This window comes from Paraburkholderia panacisoli (genome assembly GCF_008369935.1).
Lineage (GTDB): Bacteria > Pseudomonadota > Gammaproteobacteria > Burkholderiales > Burkholderiaceae > Paraburkholderia > Paraburkholderia panacisoli.
Map to the genome: position 1 here is coordinate 433,652 of NZ_VTUZ01000003.1, position 18,358 is coordinate 452,009.

At 59.0% G+C, this 18,358-nt stretch carries 14 protein-coding genes and 3 pseudogenes; 2 read left to right on the top strand and 15 right to left on the bottom strand.

Annotated features, from left to right (window positions below; genetic code table 11):
* Window positions 1–845: 845 nt before the first annotated feature.
* The gene (locus FVF58_RS06760) at window positions 846–1,556 is read right to left on the bottom strand and encodes a hypothetical protein (RefSeq protein WP_188130726.1); all 711 of its coding nucleotides are present in this window, start codon (window positions 1,554–1,556) and stop codon (window positions 846–848) included.
* 584 nt (window positions 1,557–2,140) lie between these two features.
* Between FVF58_RS06760 and FVF58_RS06765 the strand changes: the two are divergent.
* Window positions 2,141–2,759 (top strand): annotated as a pseudogene (locus FVF58_RS06765) (tyrosine-type recombinase/integrase).
* Window positions 2,760–3,340: 581 nt separating this feature from the next.
* On the opposite strand, the pseudogene FVF58_RS06770 reads toward FVF58_RS06765, so the two are convergent.
* The 4 genes and pseudogenes from FVF58_RS06770 to FVF58_RS06785 all read right to left on the bottom strand — a co-directional run bounded on the left by FVF58_RS06770 (window position 3,341) and on the right by FVF58_RS06785 (window position 7,968).
* A pseudogene (locus FVF58_RS06770) lies at window positions 3,341–4,234 on the bottom strand (transposase).
* A gap of 258 nt (window positions 4,235–4,492) precedes the next feature.
* Window positions 4,493–5,983, bottom strand: a complete 1,491-nt coding sequence (locus tag FVF58_RS06775; RefSeq protein WP_188130727.1) for a CoA transferase — start codon at window positions 5,981–5,983, stop codon at window positions 4,493–4,495.
* A gap of 530 nt (window positions 5,984–6,513) precedes the next feature.
* Window positions 6,514–7,353: an alpha/beta fold hydrolase gene (locus tag FVF58_RS06780; protein ID WP_149669096.1), complete on the bottom strand. Its 840-nt coding sequence runs from the start codon at window positions 7,351–7,353 to the stop codon at window positions 6,514–6,516.
* Window positions 7,354–7,530: 177 nt separating this feature from the next.
* Entirely contained in the window at window positions 7,531–7,968 is a 438-nt protein-coding gene (locus tag FVF58_RS06785; RefSeq protein WP_188130728.1) for an SDR family NAD(P)-dependent oxidoreductase, read from the bottom strand.
* A 167-nt stretch (window positions 7,969–8,135) separates the two neighbouring features.
* Here FVF58_RS06785 and FVF58_RS06790 point away from each other — a divergent pair, with 167 nt between their 5' ends.
* Window positions 8,136–8,624 carry a winged helix-turn-helix transcriptional regulator gene (locus FVF58_RS06790; RefSeq protein WP_281291149.1) on the top strand — a complete coding sequence of 163 codons (489 nt, stop codon included), beginning with the start codon at window positions 8,136–8,138 and terminating at the stop codon, window positions 8,622–8,624.
* 170 nt (window positions 8,625–8,794) lie between these two features.
* On the opposite strand, the gene FVF58_RS06795 is transcribed toward FVF58_RS06790, so the two are convergent.
* The 10 genes and pseudogenes from FVF58_RS06795 to FVF58_RS06840 form a co-directional block, all read right to left on the bottom strand.
* The gene (locus tag FVF58_RS06795) at window positions 8,795–10,018 is read right to left on the bottom strand and encodes a ferritin-like domain-containing protein (RefSeq protein ID WP_149669098.1); all 1,224 of its coding nucleotides are present in this window, start codon (window positions 10,016–10,018) and stop codon (window positions 8,795–8,797) included.
* Window positions 9,975–10,841 (bottom strand): phosphate/phosphite/phosphonate ABC transporter substrate-binding protein, encoded by an 867-nt coding sequence (locus FVF58_RS06800; RefSeq protein ID WP_149669099.1) that lies wholly within the window; start codon window positions 10,839–10,841, stop codon window positions 9,975–9,977. The genes FVF58_RS06795 and FVF58_RS06800 overlap by 44 nt, the downstream gene beginning before the upstream one ends.
* A gap of 22 nt (window positions 10,842–10,863) precedes the next feature.
* Complete coding sequence (locus FVF58_RS06805) at window positions 10,864–11,985, bottom strand: acyl-CoA dehydrogenase family protein (protein ID WP_149669100.1); 1,122 nt, start codon at window positions 11,983–11,985, stop codon at window positions 10,864–10,866.
* A gap of 333 nt (window positions 11,986–12,318) precedes the next feature.
* Window positions 12,319–13,578, bottom strand: coding sequence for a dicarboxylate/amino acid:cation symporter (locus FVF58_RS06810; RefSeq protein ID WP_149669101.1), 1,260 nt, complete (start codon window positions 13,576–13,578; stop codon window positions 12,319–12,321).
* Between the two features lie 25 nt (window positions 13,579–13,603).
* Complete coding sequence (locus FVF58_RS06815; RefSeq protein WP_149669102.1) at window positions 13,604–14,752, bottom strand: DSD1 family PLP-dependent enzyme; 1,149 nt, start codon at window positions 14,750–14,752, stop codon at window positions 13,604–13,606.
* Between the two features lie 93 nt (window positions 14,753–14,845).
* Window positions 14,846–15,808 (bottom strand): threo-3-hydroxy-L-aspartate ammonia-lyase, encoded by a 963-nt coding sequence (locus FVF58_RS06820; protein ID WP_149669103.1) that lies wholly within the window; start codon window positions 15,806–15,808, stop codon window positions 14,846–14,848.
* 88 nt (window positions 15,809–15,896) lie between these two features.
* On the bottom strand, window positions 15,897–16,868 hold the full coding sequence (locus tag FVF58_RS06825) for an ornithine cyclodeaminase family protein (protein ID WP_149669104.1): 972 nt from the start codon (window positions 16,866–16,868) through the stop codon (window positions 15,897–15,899).
* The gene (locus FVF58_RS06830) at window positions 16,858–17,487 is read right to left on the bottom strand and encodes a helix-turn-helix transcriptional regulator (RefSeq protein WP_149669105.1); all 630 of its coding nucleotides are present in this window, start codon (window positions 17,485–17,487) and stop codon (window positions 16,858–16,860) included. The genes FVF58_RS06825 and FVF58_RS06830 overlap by 11 nt, the downstream gene beginning before the upstream one ends.
* Window positions 17,488–17,549: 62 nt before the next feature.
* A pseudogene (locus FVF58_RS06835) lies at window positions 17,550–17,759 on the bottom strand (transposase); the annotation flags it as partial.
* 88 nt (window positions 17,760–17,847) lie between these two features.
* On the bottom strand, window positions 17,848–18,357 hold the full coding sequence (locus FVF58_RS06840) for a DUF1697 domain-containing protein (protein ID WP_149669106.1): 510 nt from the start codon (window positions 18,355–18,357) through the stop codon (window positions 17,848–17,850).
* Between the last annotated feature and the right edge of the window lies 1 nt (window position 18,358).

The following is an 18,358-nucleotide window of genomic DNA, read 5'->3' on the forward strand; positions in this document are numbered from 1 at the left end:
GCTCCGCCATCTGCTACCGGTCATTCGTAGTGTTCTATTGCAAGCATCACAGGGCGCGAATATCGCGGCTTGACTATCGAGGTAGCCGTGCGACCATGGCCGTTGTTGACAGCGTGTTGATATCGAACAGTGTTGAACGCTGCGCGTTGAGTTCAGAGACGCTATGGTGAAGCTAATCGGCATCGACCCATGGCAGCAATTCGTCGACACAACTAACAGAATGCATCTGCGATGCGAGCGATGACGTTGGGAGGGCTCGTGTGCACCGGGTCCGGCGCGCCGCTTGAAATCACCATCGCCTCCTACACTTCAGTCGCCATTCTCTACGGACAACGTTGGAAATTGGGCATCCGCTCTCGTCGTCGGTGCGTCTTCTGCGAGGATGGTTGTCCGTTCTCGTTCATTGCTCCAGGCGAAAGCAAAGAGGAGACGTCATGGCAACAATCGTGCGGTGGTTCATGGGCCGGCTCAATGGCATTGTGGACTGCACACGGCCCGTGAACATGCCAAACTTGATTAACCGCACACTGTCGTTCGACTGCGGGCCGAGTGCGGCCATGAACAGTCGGTCACACCCCGAAAGCCGCCGTTATCCCCCTTGCGCGTGCCTGGCTTTCTGGTCGTTGTTTATATCGGGAGTGAGACCGAGCTACTTGCGACCGTGCCGCGGTTACTACGCACTCGCCATGTTGTCCCGCGAGCTTCCGCCGTGTCGGGCGGCAGTCGGTCATGAGCGGCCCTCGAATGTACCAAAAGAATAGGCCGCTTTCAGCTACAGCTCGGCTATTCTGAGCGCCCGATTCAGTTGACGCAGTCTGCCGCCAGCGTTCCCCCGGGTCAACGAATCAAGCGTCGCCTTTCCCGTCAGAACCACTTGCGCCGACCTTCGGCGATATGCCGAAATTGTCGATCAGGATGTGGAGGCTAAGAAGGAGAATCCAGACCGGGAAAACAAGCACGATCCAATCTATGTTGCGGCCTGCAAAGAGCAACGCGAGCGCGGCCGCGTATCCAATAAACGCAATCCAGCGCGAAACGAAGCCGGTACGAAGAGCCAGTGTACTGGTGGCCGTCGTGAATACTGCGGCCATGCGGACCGCGTAGACATTCGTCGCTTCGTAGGCAAACTCTCGCGCGACGGTGAACGTGGCCGAACCGGGAAGTCGATCGAAGCCAATGCTATACGCGCTCACAATCCCGCCGACGAACGCAGCAGCGACAAACATCATCGCCAGGAACAGAAGGCCGCTCCCCAGGAACACCGTAGTAAAGAAGCGATCCTCGCGATCTCCGAGACGATCCCGCAGCACGCCAATGAACCAGAGAAAGGCAATGCCAGCGAACGGCACCAGGTTGACCGCAACAGCTACCGTACCCGAACTTTTTAGAAGCCACCGTCCCGCGTCGAAAGGACTATCCGGAACAGAACGCCGCAGCAGCAGCAGGCAGGCAATCAGCAAGACAGAAAATACGATCCCGGCGATGGCAGCAGCGCGGGGGGCTCGCTGACGCGTGCTCGGGCCGTTCCACAGAAGTCGCCAGTCCTTCGGATTCATGCTCAGCCCCCTTCGTACCCTGCCGCGATCTGTGTGGGCACATTGTTCATGCTAGGACAAGCAGCGGCCAACTTGAAGTCTTGACGGGGATCGATCCAAGGGGGCGTCGTGAAACGGCTGTGAGTCGTAAGGATAGATGGTGTGCCGGCGCGCCCGTGCGGCGCGCGGTGGGGATTGAGGCTTCTGGACATCCCTGTCTTAGTCCCGCACTCGACGACGTGTGCTTAGGGAGCGGCACTCGGTCAATATTGGAGCATTACTGGGCCGGGCCGCCTCACCTGAATTGGTTTATGCGTTTGGCCGTCGTGACCGCCCAATATTCCATCGCATGCTCTGCGTCGCCCCATTTTCCGGCACCCGCATTCTCGAGGCTCGTTCCGCCGGCACGGCCGGCCGCCTTTGGTAATTTCGAACAAGATGTCATTTGAACTTGCCGTCCGCGCTTCAATATTGGGCTTGCGAACGTTCGCAAATGGCGGCGATTCGACGGTTTTCAGATGGGATCCGAAGGACCGTCGTGGGTCGGGTAGCGGCCATTGCTCCGGGCTCAGACTGGATCTCCCTTCAGCCGAAAGGAGATTGTCATGAGCACATCACCCAGAACCGGTCCGTCGCGGGTACCGTGGAGCAAAAGGAGATTGACCGGCCAGAAGCCGCCGTTGAAGCTGAAGGAAATTTGGGCCATACGCGTATGCTTGCAGCTTTCGTCCCGCGTGCGGGATCTGGCAATGTTCAATCTCGCCATAGACAGCAAGCTTCGGGCGTGTGATCTGACGAAGCTGCGCGTACCCTCACGGGGAGCACGTCGCAAGCCGCGCAACGATCATGCAGCAGAAGACACAACGGCCCGTGCAGTTTGAGATTACCGAGCAGAGTCGTGAGAGGGTGGCGGCGTGGATACGGCATGCGGGGCTGCACGCAACCGACTTCCTCTTTCCGAGCAGAATTCACGACTTTCCGCATCTATCGACACGGCAATGTGCCCGCCTTGTTCATCGGTGGATCGCGTCCGTCGGCATTGACGACACAGCTTACGGTACCCACACGATGCGCCGGACCAAGGCGTCTCTCATCTAGCGTCGCACGAAGAACCTCAGGGATGTTCAGTTGTTGCTCGGTCACACGAAGCTTGAAAGTACAGTCCGATGCCTCGGCATCGAGGCAAACGACGCACTTGAAATGGCGGAACAGACTGAGGTGTAGGTTGTCAGGCCGGTTAGCGATTGGTCGCTGACCGGCCATCAACTGCCATTCGACCAGTGACCCGGTCGGACATTCGAAGGTCTGCTTAGCACACAGTTAAGGGACCGTTCAGCCCACCATTTTGGTGGTCCGACCATCGGTGCCGACATTGGGGCGGGCTGGATTCTACGTCAGTAATGTGGCGGATTGCTGACGTAGGCAGCATCGAACAGGCCAACGGCAGCTTCCCGCATCCGCGAGCTCACATCCGACCAGAAGTCGTCGACTGCCGGCAAGTCGGCTCGGACTAAGCCTCATTTTTCGGCAACTCGTGCATACTGCGATCGGTAGTTCGCGAACAGCCATTTCGATTGGAGATGAGGAATTGCAACGGTGGTCACGACCACCGTTGCACCTGACGGCCATTTCACGACACGACGATCGCCCAACAACCAGGCCGGCGATCGTTTGGCGTCGCAGCAGTGGCTGTATCGACCCAGAACGTCGTCCCACCTGCTGCAATACTGCGGCTCTCCGTTCCCCAAACGACTGTTCCCGCTACCGAGTCGGCCCTGAACAATTCGTTTCTCGTTGCACCGGCGTCACGCCGTCACGTCGGCAGCAATGCAGCAGTTGAGCAAAGCAGCGAGAACGAAGACGCAAAAAAGCCGCAGCTTCCTCAGGATCATCCGGAGGTTGTGGCCAGCGCCGCACAGTACAGCATGCATTGCATCGCCGAGCGCGCCTTTGAGCCAATTGCGATCAAGTTTTCCGTCCGTCTTCATGTGTCCGATAGCGGGCTCGATTGCACTTCGCCGCTTGATCATCGCGTGTAGTCCGCGTGTGATGCCCCGCCGCAAGCCGGGGTGGTAGATCCTCACGCCGTCGATAGCGACACCCTTGTATCCACGATCGACGATGGCGACTTCCGGCGTGGCGTCGCACAGGATTGCCGCCTGTTCCAGCGCTTGTCCTTCCTTGTGTGTCGTCGTGATCGACACTTTCACCCCGAATTCGTACGGTTTTCGGGCCTTGCCCTTGGCCAGGCACTCGACTTCCGGCGCGTGTAGTGCGTAGAGCTTGTTCCTGTCTTTCGGTTTCTGCGCCAGGATGCGCTTTGTTCGGCCTATCAGCTCCTGCAACGCAGTGCGGGCATGATCGGCTACCGAGTCGAGTTGCCGCTCGACGTCACGCATCACCCGTCCAACGCGTGAGCGTAGTGTGCAACCTGCCAGTAGGGGTTCTCCACCCATTGCCAGACGACCTCTTCGTCGGACAGGTCAAAAGCGTGTTGCAGGTAGAGCAACCCCGCAATCAGGCGCGGTGACGTCGCAGGTCGACCCTTGCTTGAGACGAAGCTGCCGCTCATCGATGCGCCCAATCGTTCCCAGTTGATCAGCTCGGCCAAGCCGACCAATGGGTGCTTCAGGTTGATCTGTTCGCGCAGCGGTTGCCGGAAGAAATCTCCCTCCGTCACAGGCGGTCTTCGGACCCATCTGCACCTCGTCGAAAAATGCAGGATTCTCACCTTAATGTGCCAGGTTCCTGCAATTTCCACAACCGAATTTCAGACTCAAAGCCTCACCCCGCAAGGCTTTGAAGATTGTTCAGGTCCGACTACCGACTTTCGACGACGGGCGGCTGAGTGCAGTGATCATTCGGCCAACTGGGTGCATCAAAGACGATTGCCGAATCACCGGCCGAGCTGATTCATACGATTTGCTGGGGAGGAGGCGGGCAGGCCGTCTGTCGAGTTACAACCAGCTTGGCTCCCAAGACCCTATGGGAGTTAGCGGATATTGGTAATTGCCGGGTGTTTTAGACATCTCAACCATTTCCGTTACTCCAGTGTACTTCCCCAATGGAGTACTAACGGTAAATTGCTCCGGATCCGGGTAAATATGTCCTTCCTTTGATCCCGCCATCGATTTCGCAAAATCGCGGTCATACACGCCCATTTCCGGCAACCACAAAGCAACCCGCCCCAATGAAACTTTGACGCGATAACTGCCACCTTCTTTAGAGCGTCGGTACAAAGCAGCCATGGCACCCGCAGCAGCTAGCCACCCGGCTGGATAATCAGAGATCACCACGTGGGGAGGGTGCTCCGGTTTGTCATCAGTACCTTCTATATTGTTCAGTCCCCACGCTAAACCGGCAGAAACGTCGAAGCCAGGTCGGTCCGACCAGGGCCCTCTCTCTCCCGCATAGAAGATATCGACGTCAATTAAGTTTGGATTGTGAGCCCTTAGATCGGAATTCGATATGCCAAATCTTTCGCGCCAACCAGGCCGATGATTGTTGAAATAAATATCCGCCTGCGAAATAAGTTCATAAAACCTGTTGCGGTGCTGGTCCTCTTGCAATTCGAGTTTGGCAGTTCTCACTCCGACGTGTGAAGTATAGTGAAATATGTCCAGTTCTACATTTGACGGACGAAAAATGTTCAAGACATCTGCACCATGCAATGCGAGACTCCTGCCAATTGAAGGTCCTGCGATCACGTGAGACGTGCCCAGCGCCCGGACGCCATCCAATGGCGTTTGCGCGTTTGGTTTGAAGGGGACAGGGTCACCATCCGCTACCTTTTCTATCTCTATGAGAGGCATCAAGCCGACGGATTGTAAAAATGCGTCTAGCCTAACGACCTCTTCAATGGGTCGACCGAGAGCCATGACAATACCTGCGTCACTGGCTGCGTTCTCAAGATCTTCGCCAACCCATTCTTTGATCGCGTCAGCAATCGAGGCCGGATCGCCGCCAGCACCCAAAAGAGACATTGCCCGCTGCCTAATCGAAGGATAAATGTTTAGTGGCATTATCCACTTATTGTCCTTCGTCTTATGCATAACAGGCATCGCGAAGAATGGATTATACGGATCAGATTTTCCTGGAAATCCATTCACCAGTTCCCATTTTTTATCCCAAAAGGGAGTAAACCGACGTAGAGCTTTCGGGACATCAACGTGCATATCTTGACCTTCCCCGGTTCGTTCCCTCCAGATTTTTGCAACAAGAACTGCTTTCGCCGCTAAACTGATTGCAGACATTGTGCCGAATGGAAGACGACTATTTACAATTGGGTCCGCTCCAGAAAACGTGAGAGTCCCGCCGATATCATCCACGGAAGCATCGCAAAGATCCAGAACGGACTTCAGATTCTGGTGCAAATCTACAGAACAGTCTTTTAGCGGGTTCCTATAGTTGAAGAGGATCTTCTTAGCTAAAGTCTCAGCAGCGGTCATGTCGTTTCCTATCATGATGTTTACGAAGGTAGTAGGTGAAAAATATTCAATCGGCCGCAGTACCTGCTCACGCACGAGTACATATGGGCGAGCCCGCAAAGCGGCGCAATGATGCAGTGCGATTCTGGTAAGTCTGGGGAGGATGTTAAGCGCCGTGGATAGCGGAACAAGTCGCCCGCATTGCACGCCCGCTTGTTGCAGTTCAGGTAACTCCTTTTGCGCGTAGCTCAGCGACGCACAACAATCCATTTCTGTCTCCATTTAAAGGCGGTCGGACTGAGCGAAAGCCGGACCGTCGATAGTCATAAATTGACATGGGGACGACAGGGGCAACCCGGCGTCGTCATCATGGATGGCCGAACAATGCAGTCAACCTGCAAGTCCGGCGGTCGTCGCCACATTGAGGGACGATCGCACAAGCGGAATATGCGTCGATTTTCTCGACGGACTCCAACTTGGATAGGTAGGAGCCGCGATAGCAAGCGTGTGACGCACGCTAGAAGCAAAATATCACAGGGTCCGACATCTGATTAAGCAGCGTCAAGAAAAAGATTTGTATGCCTAACGAAGAGATCCGGGTACTGAAACTGAGATCCGTGACCGGAGTTCGGATAGAGAATGAGTTGGGCGTTAGGAATGTACTGCTGAAGCGTAAACGAGTTGACCGTCGGCGCCATAATGTCGTTGTGACCGTTCACAACCAGCGTCGGATGCATAATCCTCTTCAATTCTGCGTACCGTTCTCCGCGCGGCTGGCGCCACTCCATGATCGCTGCCGTTTGCGCCAGCATGGTCTGAACCGACGAAGGATTGTCCGCGTCTTTTCGCTGGTGGCGACGCTCCCAGAAGGCTTTTCCGGCTTCCTGGCTGGACGCGGTTGGAGCGAAAAACAGATAAAGGAAGTCCTCCAGGCTGGGTACGGCATTTGCCGCGACCTCCCTGATGCGAGGATCGGAAGGAGGTTCACCGTTCCGGGGCGCTGTCCCTGCTAATACCAGGCGTCTGATAAGGTCGGCGTGCCTTAGGGCAAAGCTTTGCGCGACATAACCACCAAGGGAAAATCCGAGGACGTCCACCTTTGGCAGTTCCAGAGCCTTGACAAACACCGCAACGTGATCGGCCATAGCGTCAATCGTGTCTGGCGTCTCTCCGCTCGTACTTGCGACACCGGCATTATTAAAGAGGATCACTGGCCTTCCGTGTGCAAGGCCGTCCGTTACCAACGGGTCCCAGTTGTCCATGCCACCCCGAAAATGTTGCAGGAAGAGCAGGGGCGTACCTGTGTCGGTTCCGAAGCGCCGATAGGCATAGCGGATCCCATCGCTTTCTACAAATTGAGTCTTCGCCGTGTCGTGATTTTCAGTCTTCATTTTGCGTTCCTATAATTGCAGTCGGAAAGGGAGTTACATACAGTTTGGGTGCGAGAGGAGCTAAATCTCCTAGGTCGTCCCAAAGGGGTTGGCGATTCAAACTTCGCCAAAAGTTCCGGTTGCTCAGTCGACGCGCTCGTGAGTGCGGTCCGCACGTGTTGGGATACCAACCGCCCGTCATTCCCAGCACGAATGCTGTATGACGATGCTTCCGCACATGGTCATGTGCTTCGCTGCAGTCCGCGCGCAGAACAACATTCCTGTCAGATTGACGGCGATCAGCGCATTCCAGTCTTCGAGGCCTAATTCCATTGAAGCCCGACGACGATTGATTCCAGCGTTGTTGAAAAGCACGTCGATTCGGCCGTACCGGTTGCCTATCCCGTCGAACACTTCCTCAACGGCAGTGGGGGCCGTGACATCCATCGTGATGGTCCGAGCGCTGCTTCCTATTTCGTCTGCTGCGTCGCTGGCTGCCGCGCTATCGGAATCGAGGATCACGACTGAGGCTCCAACACTGGCAAACATATGCGCCGTGGTGCGCCCGATTCCGCTCCACCCTCCGGTGACCACGGCGGTACGTCCATCAAGACGAAAACTCGGCAAACCGTTCATCGTTCCTCGTGTGTGAAATGTCATTTCCGTACCTTCATGGAAGTAAATACTATTATAGTAGCTGACGTTTGCAAGTGCGCGTAAACCACTATCTTGATAGTATTGACTTGCATAACAGTATCGTGATCGTTACACTGAATGCTATGAAACGTAAGAGCTATAGTGCGATGCAGTGCCCCGTTGCGAGGACCTTGGAGCGCGTGGGTGACTGGTGGAGTCTTCTGATTCTGAGAGACTCGATGATGGGGGTGACCCGCTTCGACGAGTTTCGTGAGAGTCTGGGGATTTCACCGACCATCCTGAGCCGTCGGCTCAAACAGTTGGTTAGCAGCGGAATCCTCGAACGGAAGGTGTCTGCCGACTCTCCAGTCAGGGTGGAATATCTGCTTACGGAATTGGGCAAAGCATTTGAACCGGTCCTGCTTTTGCTCCATTCCTTCGGGAATGCCCATTTCGCCCCCGAGGGAGCCTCGGCCGTTGTCGTTCACGGTAGGACCGGAAAGGCCACTGATCTACGGGTCGTTGACCGTGTCTCAGGTAAGGATGCGAGTTGGCCAGAGTTTTGGCTGGTCCCGGGCGACGCAGCCGGGGTGGCAATGCGAAGCAAGCTGGCGACTGTGAATAGCCAACTCGGTAACCAGACGGTTGGCACCTAAGTCGTTTGCAGGCGTCTCGCCCATGAAGTTGCGCGAGGCATGAGAGCGGCGGCTTTCGCTCCGGGAAGAGACATTCGCGATTGCCGCTATGAGCAGATATTGATGGCGCAGCGAAACCGTGAGTGCGGTAGGGCGAACCCTGAGCAAAAGGCCACTGGCGCCTGGACGCGCTACATGAAGTTGCGCGTGTGCAGCGACGCCAGCTGTTTCGCGTGTTCGCCTTCGAAGCCGAGCCGCACCAGCCTCGTGTAGCGACCATCGGCCATGTCGCGTATCAACTGCTGCACCCGTGCGTAGTCGCGCGCCACGCCGGCCGCTGTCAGTTCGCCAGCGGCGGCGAGGATGAGCGCGTCGAATACCTCTTCGTTAAGCCCGGCGGTGCCGGCCAGCGCGCTGTGGCGGTGCTCGACAGCCTGAGCGAGCCGCAAGCGTAGCGCTGGTTCGCGCTCCAGCCGGTACAACAGGTGCGACATACCGAGCGCGACGTGACGCGCCTCGTCATGGGCGGCAAGGCGCGCGATCTGGCGGGTCAGCGGGTCCGGCCCGCTGGTCTGGAGAAACTGCAGAAGCGTGACGAAGGTGCCTTCGCCGAGAACCGATAGCAGAAAACTCGCAACGGAGAAATCGGGCTCGTCGAACAGGCTCTTGAGCGACGCCTGCCCGCCCGCCGTCGACAGCAGGGGTTCGTGTCCGTTATGACGGATACGGCGGGTGAACACCTCGACGTGGCGTGCCTCATCGGCCACCTGGATGGCCAGCGCGGCCTGCAGTTCGCGGTAGTGCGGATGCAGTTGCCCGAGAAACCGTGCCGGCACGATAAGCGCGGCATTTTCGTTCTCGACCATGTAGGTCATGATCTGCACGACGGCGGCTTCCACTGGCGGCGAATTGTCGAACGGCACGTGCCAGTCGATCGCGTCGTCGGGGTTCCACTGCGCGGCGACCGCCTGCGCATAGAGGTAGGCGACGTTGTCCGCCCAGACCTCCTGTTTGCAGTCGAGGCGGAACGCGTAAGCGGGCGAGCCGGCTTCCACCTGAGCGCCTCGGGCCGCAAGCCCCCAGCCGGGCAGTGCACGCTCCGCCACGGCGCCGGGCAAGCGTGGGTCGCTTTGCCCCGTGCGCAGCGCATCGCGCCAGCGGCCATATTTCGTGCCGCGCTCAATCAGCGCAAACCGGCGCGGCCCGTCATCTGTTCCCCATTGCAGCCAATGCCCCTGGCTGCGACACCAGTCTTCCAGTTGCACGTCCCAGCCGGGCGCCGTTCCGCTCACGCGTAGTGATTGACCCAGCGCCAGTGCGGCCAGCGCGTGCCTGACCAGCAGATGCGCACCGGAGTCGAAGCCGAGCGCCTCAATATCGATAAGCGGGTTCGATGATGCATCCTTGATCGTCATAGAAACCTTCGTCCGTCACTGCGCGTTCGAGCAGCGCATAGCCGCTCGAACGGCCGGGCCGCCAGACCCTGAGGCCTTCCAGTTCAAGCAGCGGACGCACCTGGGCGTCGTTCCAGTCGATTGCGAGCAGGATGTCGCCGAAGCGTCCGGCGTCTTCCTGCGCGACGCCCGGGCTCACCGTCATGTTGCAGTGGTCGTAGGCGTCCGTGGTCGCAACGATGCGCGTGGCGCCCGCGGGCAGCGTGCCCTCGTTCGCAAAGGCGCGGTAGTTGCCGGCGATCATCCACGTCGCATCGATCTCGCCCCGCACGAGCGCGCTCGCCGCATCGCGTTCACCGCCGATATGATCACCGTGCTTGCCGCCGAGCAGGTCGAAGCGGCGCGCCTGGTAATCACGTCCGGCAACAAGGCCGCCTTTGTGGCGCAGATGGTCAAGCGGAATCAGCGTGGCCTGCGGCGAGTCGATCGCGCCGAAGCCGATCGTCGTGCCGCGAAGGTCGGCGAGGCTCTGCACGTTGCTGGCGGCGGGCACTACCAGGACCGAATGCAGATCGATATCGCTGTCGCGCATGGCGAGCGGCCACACGTGCTGGCCATGCGCGCGTGCCAGGCGTTCTGCTCGCACCCAGGCAAGCGGCGAGTTCCAGGCGAACGCAATGTCGCCCGTGAACTGGGCTTCGACCAGTCGTTCGTAGTTCGAGTAGAGAAGATAGTCGAACTCGAAGCCGCGTTCGGCGAACCAGGCTTTGAAGCCTTCCCAGATCGTGACGACTTTGGGCGCATAAGCGACTGCGCCTAGCATCAGAGGAGCACGCGTGGGCATAGGACAGTCTCCAAATGTCGGCTCAGGCGAGCGGCATGTCACACAGCACGCGGCCAATGAAGTCGTACAGCACGTCGGAAGTCGGCGCCGCCATGACGGAGGCGGTGCGCGCGTCGCGAAACAGCCGCTCGATGCCGATCTCCTTGCGGAAGGCCGCGCCACCACAGGTGCGCATCGCGGTGTCGGTCACGTCAAGCGCTGCTTCCGCGGCGGCCACCTTCACCTGCAGCACGCGCAGCATCGCGTCGGGTCGTGCGGCCACCATCGCGGCCAGCGTGTCGTCGCGCAACGCGCGGGCCTGGTCGGCACGAAGGCGCGCACGCGCGAGGTAGGCACGGATGGTGGGCAGGTCTGCGAGCGTGCTGCCGGTCTCCGCAAAGCGGTTGCCGGTGATATGTGCCGTGGCGCGCTGCAGCACGCCATCCATCAAACCGATGGAACTCGATGCGACCAGCGTTGTGAACACCGGCAACGCGTCGCCGTTCATGATCTCGAAGCCTCCGCCATCCGGGCCGAGCATCGTGCTGGCAGGGACGCGCAGATTGTCCGCGCGGATCGGCGCGGATGCGTTGCCGCGCAGCCCGAGGCCGTCGAAGGGCTGCGGGCAATGAAGTCCGGGCAGGCGGCTGTCGACCAGCCAGAGCGTGCTTGCGCCTTGCGCGGCCAGCGCCGGCTGTGACGACCAGACGTAGGAGTCGGCTTCCTGCGCCGACGTGACCATGGTCTTGCTGCCGTTCAGCACGAAGCCGTCGTCATCAGGTTGTGCGGTGCCGACGGGCGCCCAGAAGTGGCTGCGCGTTCCGGTTTCGGACCACGCGAGCGTCGTGAGGTGGCGACCCTGTGCGATGGCGCGTCTCACATCTGGCGGCCCGTATTTTTCGATTAGTACGGCGGCGGTGTAGTGCATGGTCACCACCATCGCCGTGGACGGACATTCCCGCGCAATGCGCTCGACCACCTGGGCCGCGTCGGCCAGCCCCAAGCCCATGCCGCCGAACTCTGCCGGACTGAGGAGACCGAGCAGGCCGGCTTTGCCAAGAGCATCGAGGGCAGCACGCGGAAAGCGGGCAAGTTGATCGGTCTCGCGGGCCGCGGGGGAAATCACCGTATGAATGACATGATCCAGCGCTTCGACATAGGACATCGGACAGACTCCCGTGCTGTTTCGGCAGGAACGGTTGACTGGCGGTGTCGATGCGACGAGCCATAGGCAAAGCTCTGGGCGGGGCGGAGTGGCTGCCCCAAGGTGCTTCCGTCGCATGCAGACCTGCAACAACGACTCCCGCACTTGAAAAGGACCCAAGGCACGTCAGATGTGCCGCAGGTCGGGTGATTATTGCACGAAGACGATTGGATCCTGTTGGCCGGTTTTCATTCGACGGCGGACACTAACGTCGGTGCCCCGGTGGAGCCAGGGACCAGGTGCGCTTTGCCAACGAGCTCTGACATTCTTCTTGCGGCCGTAACAACAGCGCCCTCATTCAAGGCTCGCGGCGGCAACGCCTATATCGTTGCGGCGCGCTTCCCATTTTGCGATCACGGCTGTCGCGACGCTGTTGCCGATCACATTTGTCATCGTGCGGCCCATGTCGAGAATCTGGTCAATCGCCAATACCATCACCACGCCGTCAAGCGGCAAGTGAAAGAGCGGCGCCACGGCGGCAACGACCACCACCGAGCCGCGCGGCACGCTGGCCATCCCCTTGCTGCTCAGCATCAGCACGAGCAACATCACGATCTGTTGCGACAGTGGCATGTCGATGCCGAAAGCCTGTGCGATAAAGATCGCCGCGAACGACTGATACATCATCGAGCCGTCCAGATTGAACACGTAACCCAGCGGCAACGTGAACCCGATCACTTTCTTGTCGACACCGAATTTCTCGAGCGCTTCGATCAGGCGCGGATAGGCGGCTTCACTACTGGCGGTCGAAAACGCCAGCATTGCCGGTTCGCGCACCGCCTTGATCAATGGACCGGCCCGCTTGCCGAGGAAACAATATCCGACGCCGATGAGAATCCCCCACAGCAGAACCAGACCGAGATAGAACGAGCCGATCAGTTTGCCGTAAGTGATGAGGATGCCGAGGCCACGCAACGTCACAGCCGAGGCGATCGCTCCAAACACGCCAAACGGCGCCACGCGCATCACGTAGCCGGTCAGGCGCAGCATGACTTCCACCAACCCGTCGATGGCCTGTATCAGCACCTTGACGCGGGGATCATGTTTGAGCGCACCCAGCCCAACGCCGAACAGTAACGAGAACACCAGAATCTGCAGGATGTCGTTGCGGGCCATCGCGTCGAGCAGGCTGTTCGGGAACGCATGTTCGACGATGTCCTTGAAGTTCAGCCCGGCGGTGTTGAGGCCGGTATTGATGTTGTCGCCACTCGCAGTCATGTGCAATCCGCTGCCTGGCTGCAGCGCATTGGCCAATAGCAGACCCAGCACCAGCGAGACCAGCGAGGCACACAGGAACCAGACGACAGTGCGCAAGCCGATGCGCCCGACATCTTGACCTCCGTCCATGCCGGCCAGTCCTGAAACAAGCGTCGCGAAAACGAGCGGCGCGATGATCATCTTGATGAGCCGCAGGAAAATGTCCGTGACGATCGAGAAATATCCGGCGATGACCTTGGCTTGGGCTGGGTCGGCAGCACCGGCATGGCATGCATATCCGGCGACAACACCCAGTACCATACCGACGGCGATATAGAATGTGAGGCGATTTTTCATCGTGTTCCTTGCTGGTAGGGTCGCTCTACCAGCCGTAACTGCGGGGCCAGCCGGTGATTTCACCGTCGGCATTCTGCGCTTGATAAACCGGATATTGAGCGCCGGTCGCACAGGCGTGATTCGGCAAGATGCGCAGTTTCGTTCCGATGGGGAAGCGCTCGGCGATATCGCATTGCCCCGCAGCGTCTGCGCAAGCCTCTTGGGCCAGAGCGACGATACCGTGCTCCTGGTTCGCGCCGATCATCTGATACCCGGTCATCACCGTACCGTCCAGTGCGCACACCTGGCCATACCCATAGTCACAAGATTGTTTCGAAGTCCCACGGTCTCGACTCATGGCCATCCAGCCTGCGTCGACGATCACCCAACCCTTGTCGATCTGATGCCCGATGACCGTCGTCAACACGCTAAGCGCGATGTCATCGATTTTGCACACACCGACGTTATGCATCACCAGGTCGAAAAATACGTAGACTCCGGCGCGAACTTCCGTTACACCGTCTAGCCGTTGAGCGGCGAGTGCAGTCGGCGTCGATCCGACACTGACTGTTTCGCAAGGCAACCCGGCGTCGCGCAGCCGTTGCGCGGCCCGCACGCAACCGGCGCGCTCCTGTTCCGCCATCGCAGCCAGCGCCTCGGGCGTATTCAACTCGTAGCTGGAGCCGGCGTGGGTCATCACTCCTCCCAGCCGGACTCCGTTCTCATGCAGCGCTCGTCCGACGCTCAGGAGAAGCGCGTCCTCCGGCTGGATCCCCGACCGGTGACCGTCCGTATCGATCTCGATCCAGACTTCGAAAGTCTCCCCATGGGCACGGCCAAACCCGGCGACCGCCTCGGCCGATTCGACGTTGTCCACGATCAGCTTCAAGTCGCAGCCTTTGCGCCGCAGGGCGAGTGCTCGCTCCAGCTTGGATGGAATGATGCTCACCGCGTACAGAATGTCCGTTTCGCCCGCGGCAAAGAATTGTTCCGCTTCCTGCAATGTCGAAACGGTAATCCCCGACGCGCCGGCATCGGCCTGAGCCTTCCAGACTTGCACACACTTGGACGTCTTTACATGCGGTCGAAACGTCACGCCGAGCCGCGTCAAATGCTGCTGCATGCGCTCGATATTCCGCACCATTCGCGACTGGTCTATGAGCGCTGCCGGCGTTTCCAATTCTTTTAACGACATATAACTAGTTATCCTAAATACATCAAATTACGACAACACCAAGGCACAAGCCGTCTTGCGACGGCCGTCATATATTAAGAAACCGTGCTCGAATCAGGCGGCCAGGAAACCGGCATAGCGGCCGATATCGACGTTGCCTCCGCTGACGATGACACCGACTCGCTTGCCTTTGAATTCGTCGCGCATCTCGCGTGCCGCGGCAAAGCCAAGGCAGCCAGTCGGCTCGACGACCATCTTCATGCGTTCGGCAAAAAAACGCATGCATGCGACCAGCTGATCGTCGGTGACCGTCAAGATGTCGTCCACGTCTCGTCGAATAATCGGGAATGTATATTGCCCGAGATGCTGGGTTTGCGCGCCGTCGGCAATGGTTTTCGGCGTGTCGATATGCACGATGGAGCCGGATCTGAAAGACTGCTGCCCGTCGTTGCCGGCCTCCGGTTCGACACCGTAAATCTTGCAATGCGGGGAGAGCTCGCGGGCCGCGAGCGCGGACCCGGCAAGCAGGCCGCCACCGCCCAGGCACACGAACAATCCGTCGAGCTCGCCCACTTCCTCGATCAGCTCTTTCGCCGCCGTACCCTGACCCGCGATCACATGCGGGTGGTCATACGGCGGGATCAAGGTCAATCCATGCCTGGCGGCGAGGTCGCGCCCGATCTGTTCACGGTCTTCCGTGTAACGATCGTAGGTCACCACATTGCCACCATAGCCCTTCGTCGCGGCAACCTTGGCGGCAGGCGCATCCAGTGGCATCACGATGGTTGCCGGGATGCCCAGCGATCTGGCCGCCAAGGCGATCGCCTGCGCATGATTGCCCGATGAAAAGGCCACTACGCCTCTTGCGCGCTGACGCTCGTCAAACTGCATCAGCGCGTTCATCGCGCCGCGGAACTTGAAGGCACCCATGCGCTGGAAGTTTTCACACTTGAAGAACACCTGCGCGCCTAGCTCGGCGTCTACCGTGCGCGAAGTCATGACCGGAGTCTTGCGGATCTCGGTTTTGATTCGCTCAGCCGCCGCCTTAACGTCGAAATACGTAGGAAGATCGTGCATATCAATATTGATTCATGGATGTGGTCTATGTGGGCTGGCCTGCGACGTCGTACGCGCCACCCACCAGCCGCTTGAATTCAGCCGGTTCTCACCACGGCCACGCGATCGACGTGCCGACGTTTGCCTCAGTGGCGCGATCACGCAGCATTCGGGCGACCGTCAGATCCTGCAAGGCGAGCCCTGTCATATCGAACACCGTTATGTCGCCGGGTTGCCGGTCGAAATGCGCATTGCCGGTAAGCAGATCGCCCAGTTCGATCATTTCTGTTTTCGGCGCCCATTGGGTTTCCCCTATCTCAGAGGCCTGGATACGATCGTCGACCACAAGCCGAACGCGCTCCAACAAACCGTCCGGAAGTTCGCGCTTGCCCTTGGTGTCCGCACCGACGCAGTTGAAATGCGTACCCGGCCGAACCGCATCGAGATCGAATAGCGCACCCGCCCCGGGTGTCGCGGTAATGACGATATCGCTATCCGTCACCGCGCCATTTCGGTCTTCCGCCAAGCGGATGTCGCAATACGAACGGAACTGCGACTCGAACGCTTCGTCCTTCTCGCCGTTGACGGTGACGTACTGCACCCGTTTGAGCGAAGGCATGAGCCGCAGGGCGAAAGTCAGCTGAACGCGAGCCTGCACGCCGGAGCCGAATACACAGACCCGAGTGCTGTCCGGGCGGGCCAGTTGCATAAGACCCAAACCGCCGGCGGCACCCGTTCTCATGGTCGTGACGGCGTTACCGTCTATCACGCAGATCGGGCGCCCCGTCGCTGGATTGATGAGCATGATGGTCGCCTGATGCGGCTCCCCGCCTGACTGCCGGTTGGTAGGCCAAAAACCGGCCGCTTTGAATCCAAGCAGACTTTGGGTCTGAACGTCGCCCGATTTAATGCCGAAAACGCCGCCCGTCGAGAGCCGTTCGCGCACGACCTGGAAGACCCTGCCTTCTCGTTGGCTGTGCAGTACGAACGCCTCCCGCACGGCTTCAAGCACATCGTCCGCTTTTAACAAAGACTCGACCGCGTCCTTGTCGAGAAGTACCAATCTTTCGTTATTTCGCATCGTTATATACCGTTGCCCGTGAAACGCCCAGGTGGAGCGCGACGATTTCCATTGCCCGGCGCACTTCCATGCTGCCGGACTGCTTGAGTTCGCGCATCAACATGCGGCGATCCTCCGTTTTGAGCGCCCGCGGGATGGTCCCGAGCCGAGCGGCAAACTGGTCGATGCGCTGCCGTATGGCGTCCGCACCCAAGGGCTCCAGGGATTCCTCGACCCCTGCGGCAGCGTCCGTACTGACGAAGCGCCCGAGCACGTTTTGCAAAGCCCCGAAAAGCGTCAGATCGATGTTCAGGCATAACGCCGCAACATATCTGCCGCTTGAATCCTTAATGCCGATCGACGTGCTCTTCACGGGACGCCCATCGGCAAACTGGTTCGCGTAGTTCGCGATCACCTGGGGATAACGGTCGTCAGCTATGCGCGCGAGTCCCAACACGGTGGCCGGTTCGCCTTCGACTCGACCCGACAGATTGTTGTGGATCGCCACGATTGCATGCTCGGCATGGACCAAGTCATGAACCACAACTTCGCAAAACGGGGAGAACGTCTCGCCGAGCCCTTCCGCAATCTGCTTCAGTTGTTCGACTATCGTGTGCTGTTCGGTGGTTGGTTTTTGCATTTGTACAATTTATCTAACATTAAATAATTTGTCAAATTGTATTCTGGCGCCTTCCAGCAACCTCTTGCATAGCTGTTGCCGTTCTTCGCGATGCTGCCCTGACGGCGCCGCTCACCCGAAGAGTGTTCTGACGGCGCCAGACCCAGCCAGACCATCAGCTGGCGCGGGTGCTCAAAGCGCGAGAGCCCCCCAACTCGGAGCATGCCAACGGCGGTAATGGACTACACGCCGCGCATTGCCTGCAGGCCCAGTACGGGCGGATAGAACCGCCACAACGACGGCCTCACGCAGGTGGGACGTAGGGGACCAGGACGCTTTTACACGGCCTCGGCCGATCCGAAATGCCGGAGGACCCCCGGACTATTCTGTCGCCCACTCAGCGAGTTTTGCCACCGTGTTCATGTTGCGGGCGGTGCCGGTCTTCGCAGCGGGAATTCTTAATTTTGAGTGTGCGATTCCGTTGCTGTAGTGCACGTACACCTCACGCGTTCCGAGCGCGATTTCTTCATCCTGCTGGCCGCTCACATGAGACAGAGCGTCGGCAGGAGGTGGTGCATCGAGGAATATTGCGACGGTCCGATTCGACGCGGCAGCCCCGAATGGATTCCCGTCAACAACCGCGGCCAGCTCTGCGCCAGTTCGGACCAGTACACCTACTGGCTTGCCCGCGTATATCTCCAGGCAACGTGCCAGCCGAGCCTTCACGGAGGCTTCTGTGAGCTTGCTTTCGAAGACGACGTTGCCACTTGCGATATAGGTGCGCACGTTGGCAAAGCCAATGGACTCGCACATCGCTCGAAGCTCGGACATCGGGAGTTTACCGGTGCCTCCAACATTCACGGCCCGTAGGAAAGCCACGTATCGAGTCATA

Excerpts from the sequence above, each read along its gene's own strand:
- FVF58_RS06775 (WP_188130727.1), bottom strand. The coding sequence starts at position 5,983 with ATGACCGCTGCTGAGACTTTAGCTAAGAAGATCCTCTTCAACTATAGG.
- FVF58_RS06800 (WP_149669099.1), bottom strand. The coding sequence starts at position 10,841 with ATGCCCACGCGTGCTCCTCTGATGCTAGGCGCAGTCGCTTATGCGCCC.
- FVF58_RS06830 (WP_149669105.1), bottom strand. The coding sequence starts at position 17,487 with ATGCAAAAACCAACCACCGAACAGCACACGATAGTCGAACAACTGAAG.
- FVF58_RS06840 (WP_149669106.1), bottom strand. The coding sequence starts at position 18,357 with ATGACTCGATACGTGGCTTTCCTACGGGCCGTGAATGTTGGAGGCACC.
- FVF58_RS06810 (WP_149669101.1), bottom strand. The coding sequence starts at position 13,578 with ATGAAAAATCGCCTCACATTCTATATCGCCGTCGGTATGGTACTGGGT.
- FVF58_RS06820 (WP_149669103.1), bottom strand. The coding sequence starts at position 15,808 with ATGCACGATCTTCCTACGTATTTCGACGTTAAGGCGGCGGCTGAGCGA.
- FVF58_RS06805 (WP_149669100.1), bottom strand. The coding sequence starts at position 11,985 with ATGTCCTATGTCGAAGCGCTGGATCATGTCATTCATACGGTGATTTCC.
- FVF58_RS06760 (WP_188130726.1), bottom strand. The coding sequence starts at position 1,556 with ATGAATCCGAAGGACTGGCGACTTCTGTGGAACGGCCCGAGCACGCGT.
- FVF58_RS06815 (WP_149669102.1), bottom strand. The coding sequence starts at position 14,752 with ATGTCGTTAAAAGAATTGGAAACGCCGGCAGCGCTCATAGACCAGTCG.
- FVF58_RS06825 (WP_149669104.1), bottom strand. The coding sequence starts at position 16,868 with ATGCGAAATAACGAAAGATTGGTACTTCTCGACAAGGACGCGGTCGAG.
- FVF58_RS06795 (WP_149669098.1), bottom strand. The coding sequence starts at position 10,018 with ATGACGATCAAGGATGCATCATCGAACCCGCTTATCGATATTGAGGCG.
- FVF58_RS06785 (WP_188130728.1), bottom strand. The coding sequence starts at position 7,968 with ATGAACGGTTTGCCGAGTTTTCGTCTTGATGGACGTACCGCCGTGGTC.
- FVF58_RS06790 (WP_281291149.1), top strand. The coding sequence starts at position 8,136 with ATGCAGTGCCCCGTTGCGAGGACCTTGGAGCGCGTGGGTGACTGGTGG.
- FVF58_RS06780 (WP_149669096.1), bottom strand. The coding sequence starts at position 7,353 with ATGAAGACTGAAAATCACGACACGGCGAAGACTCAATTTGTAGAAAGC.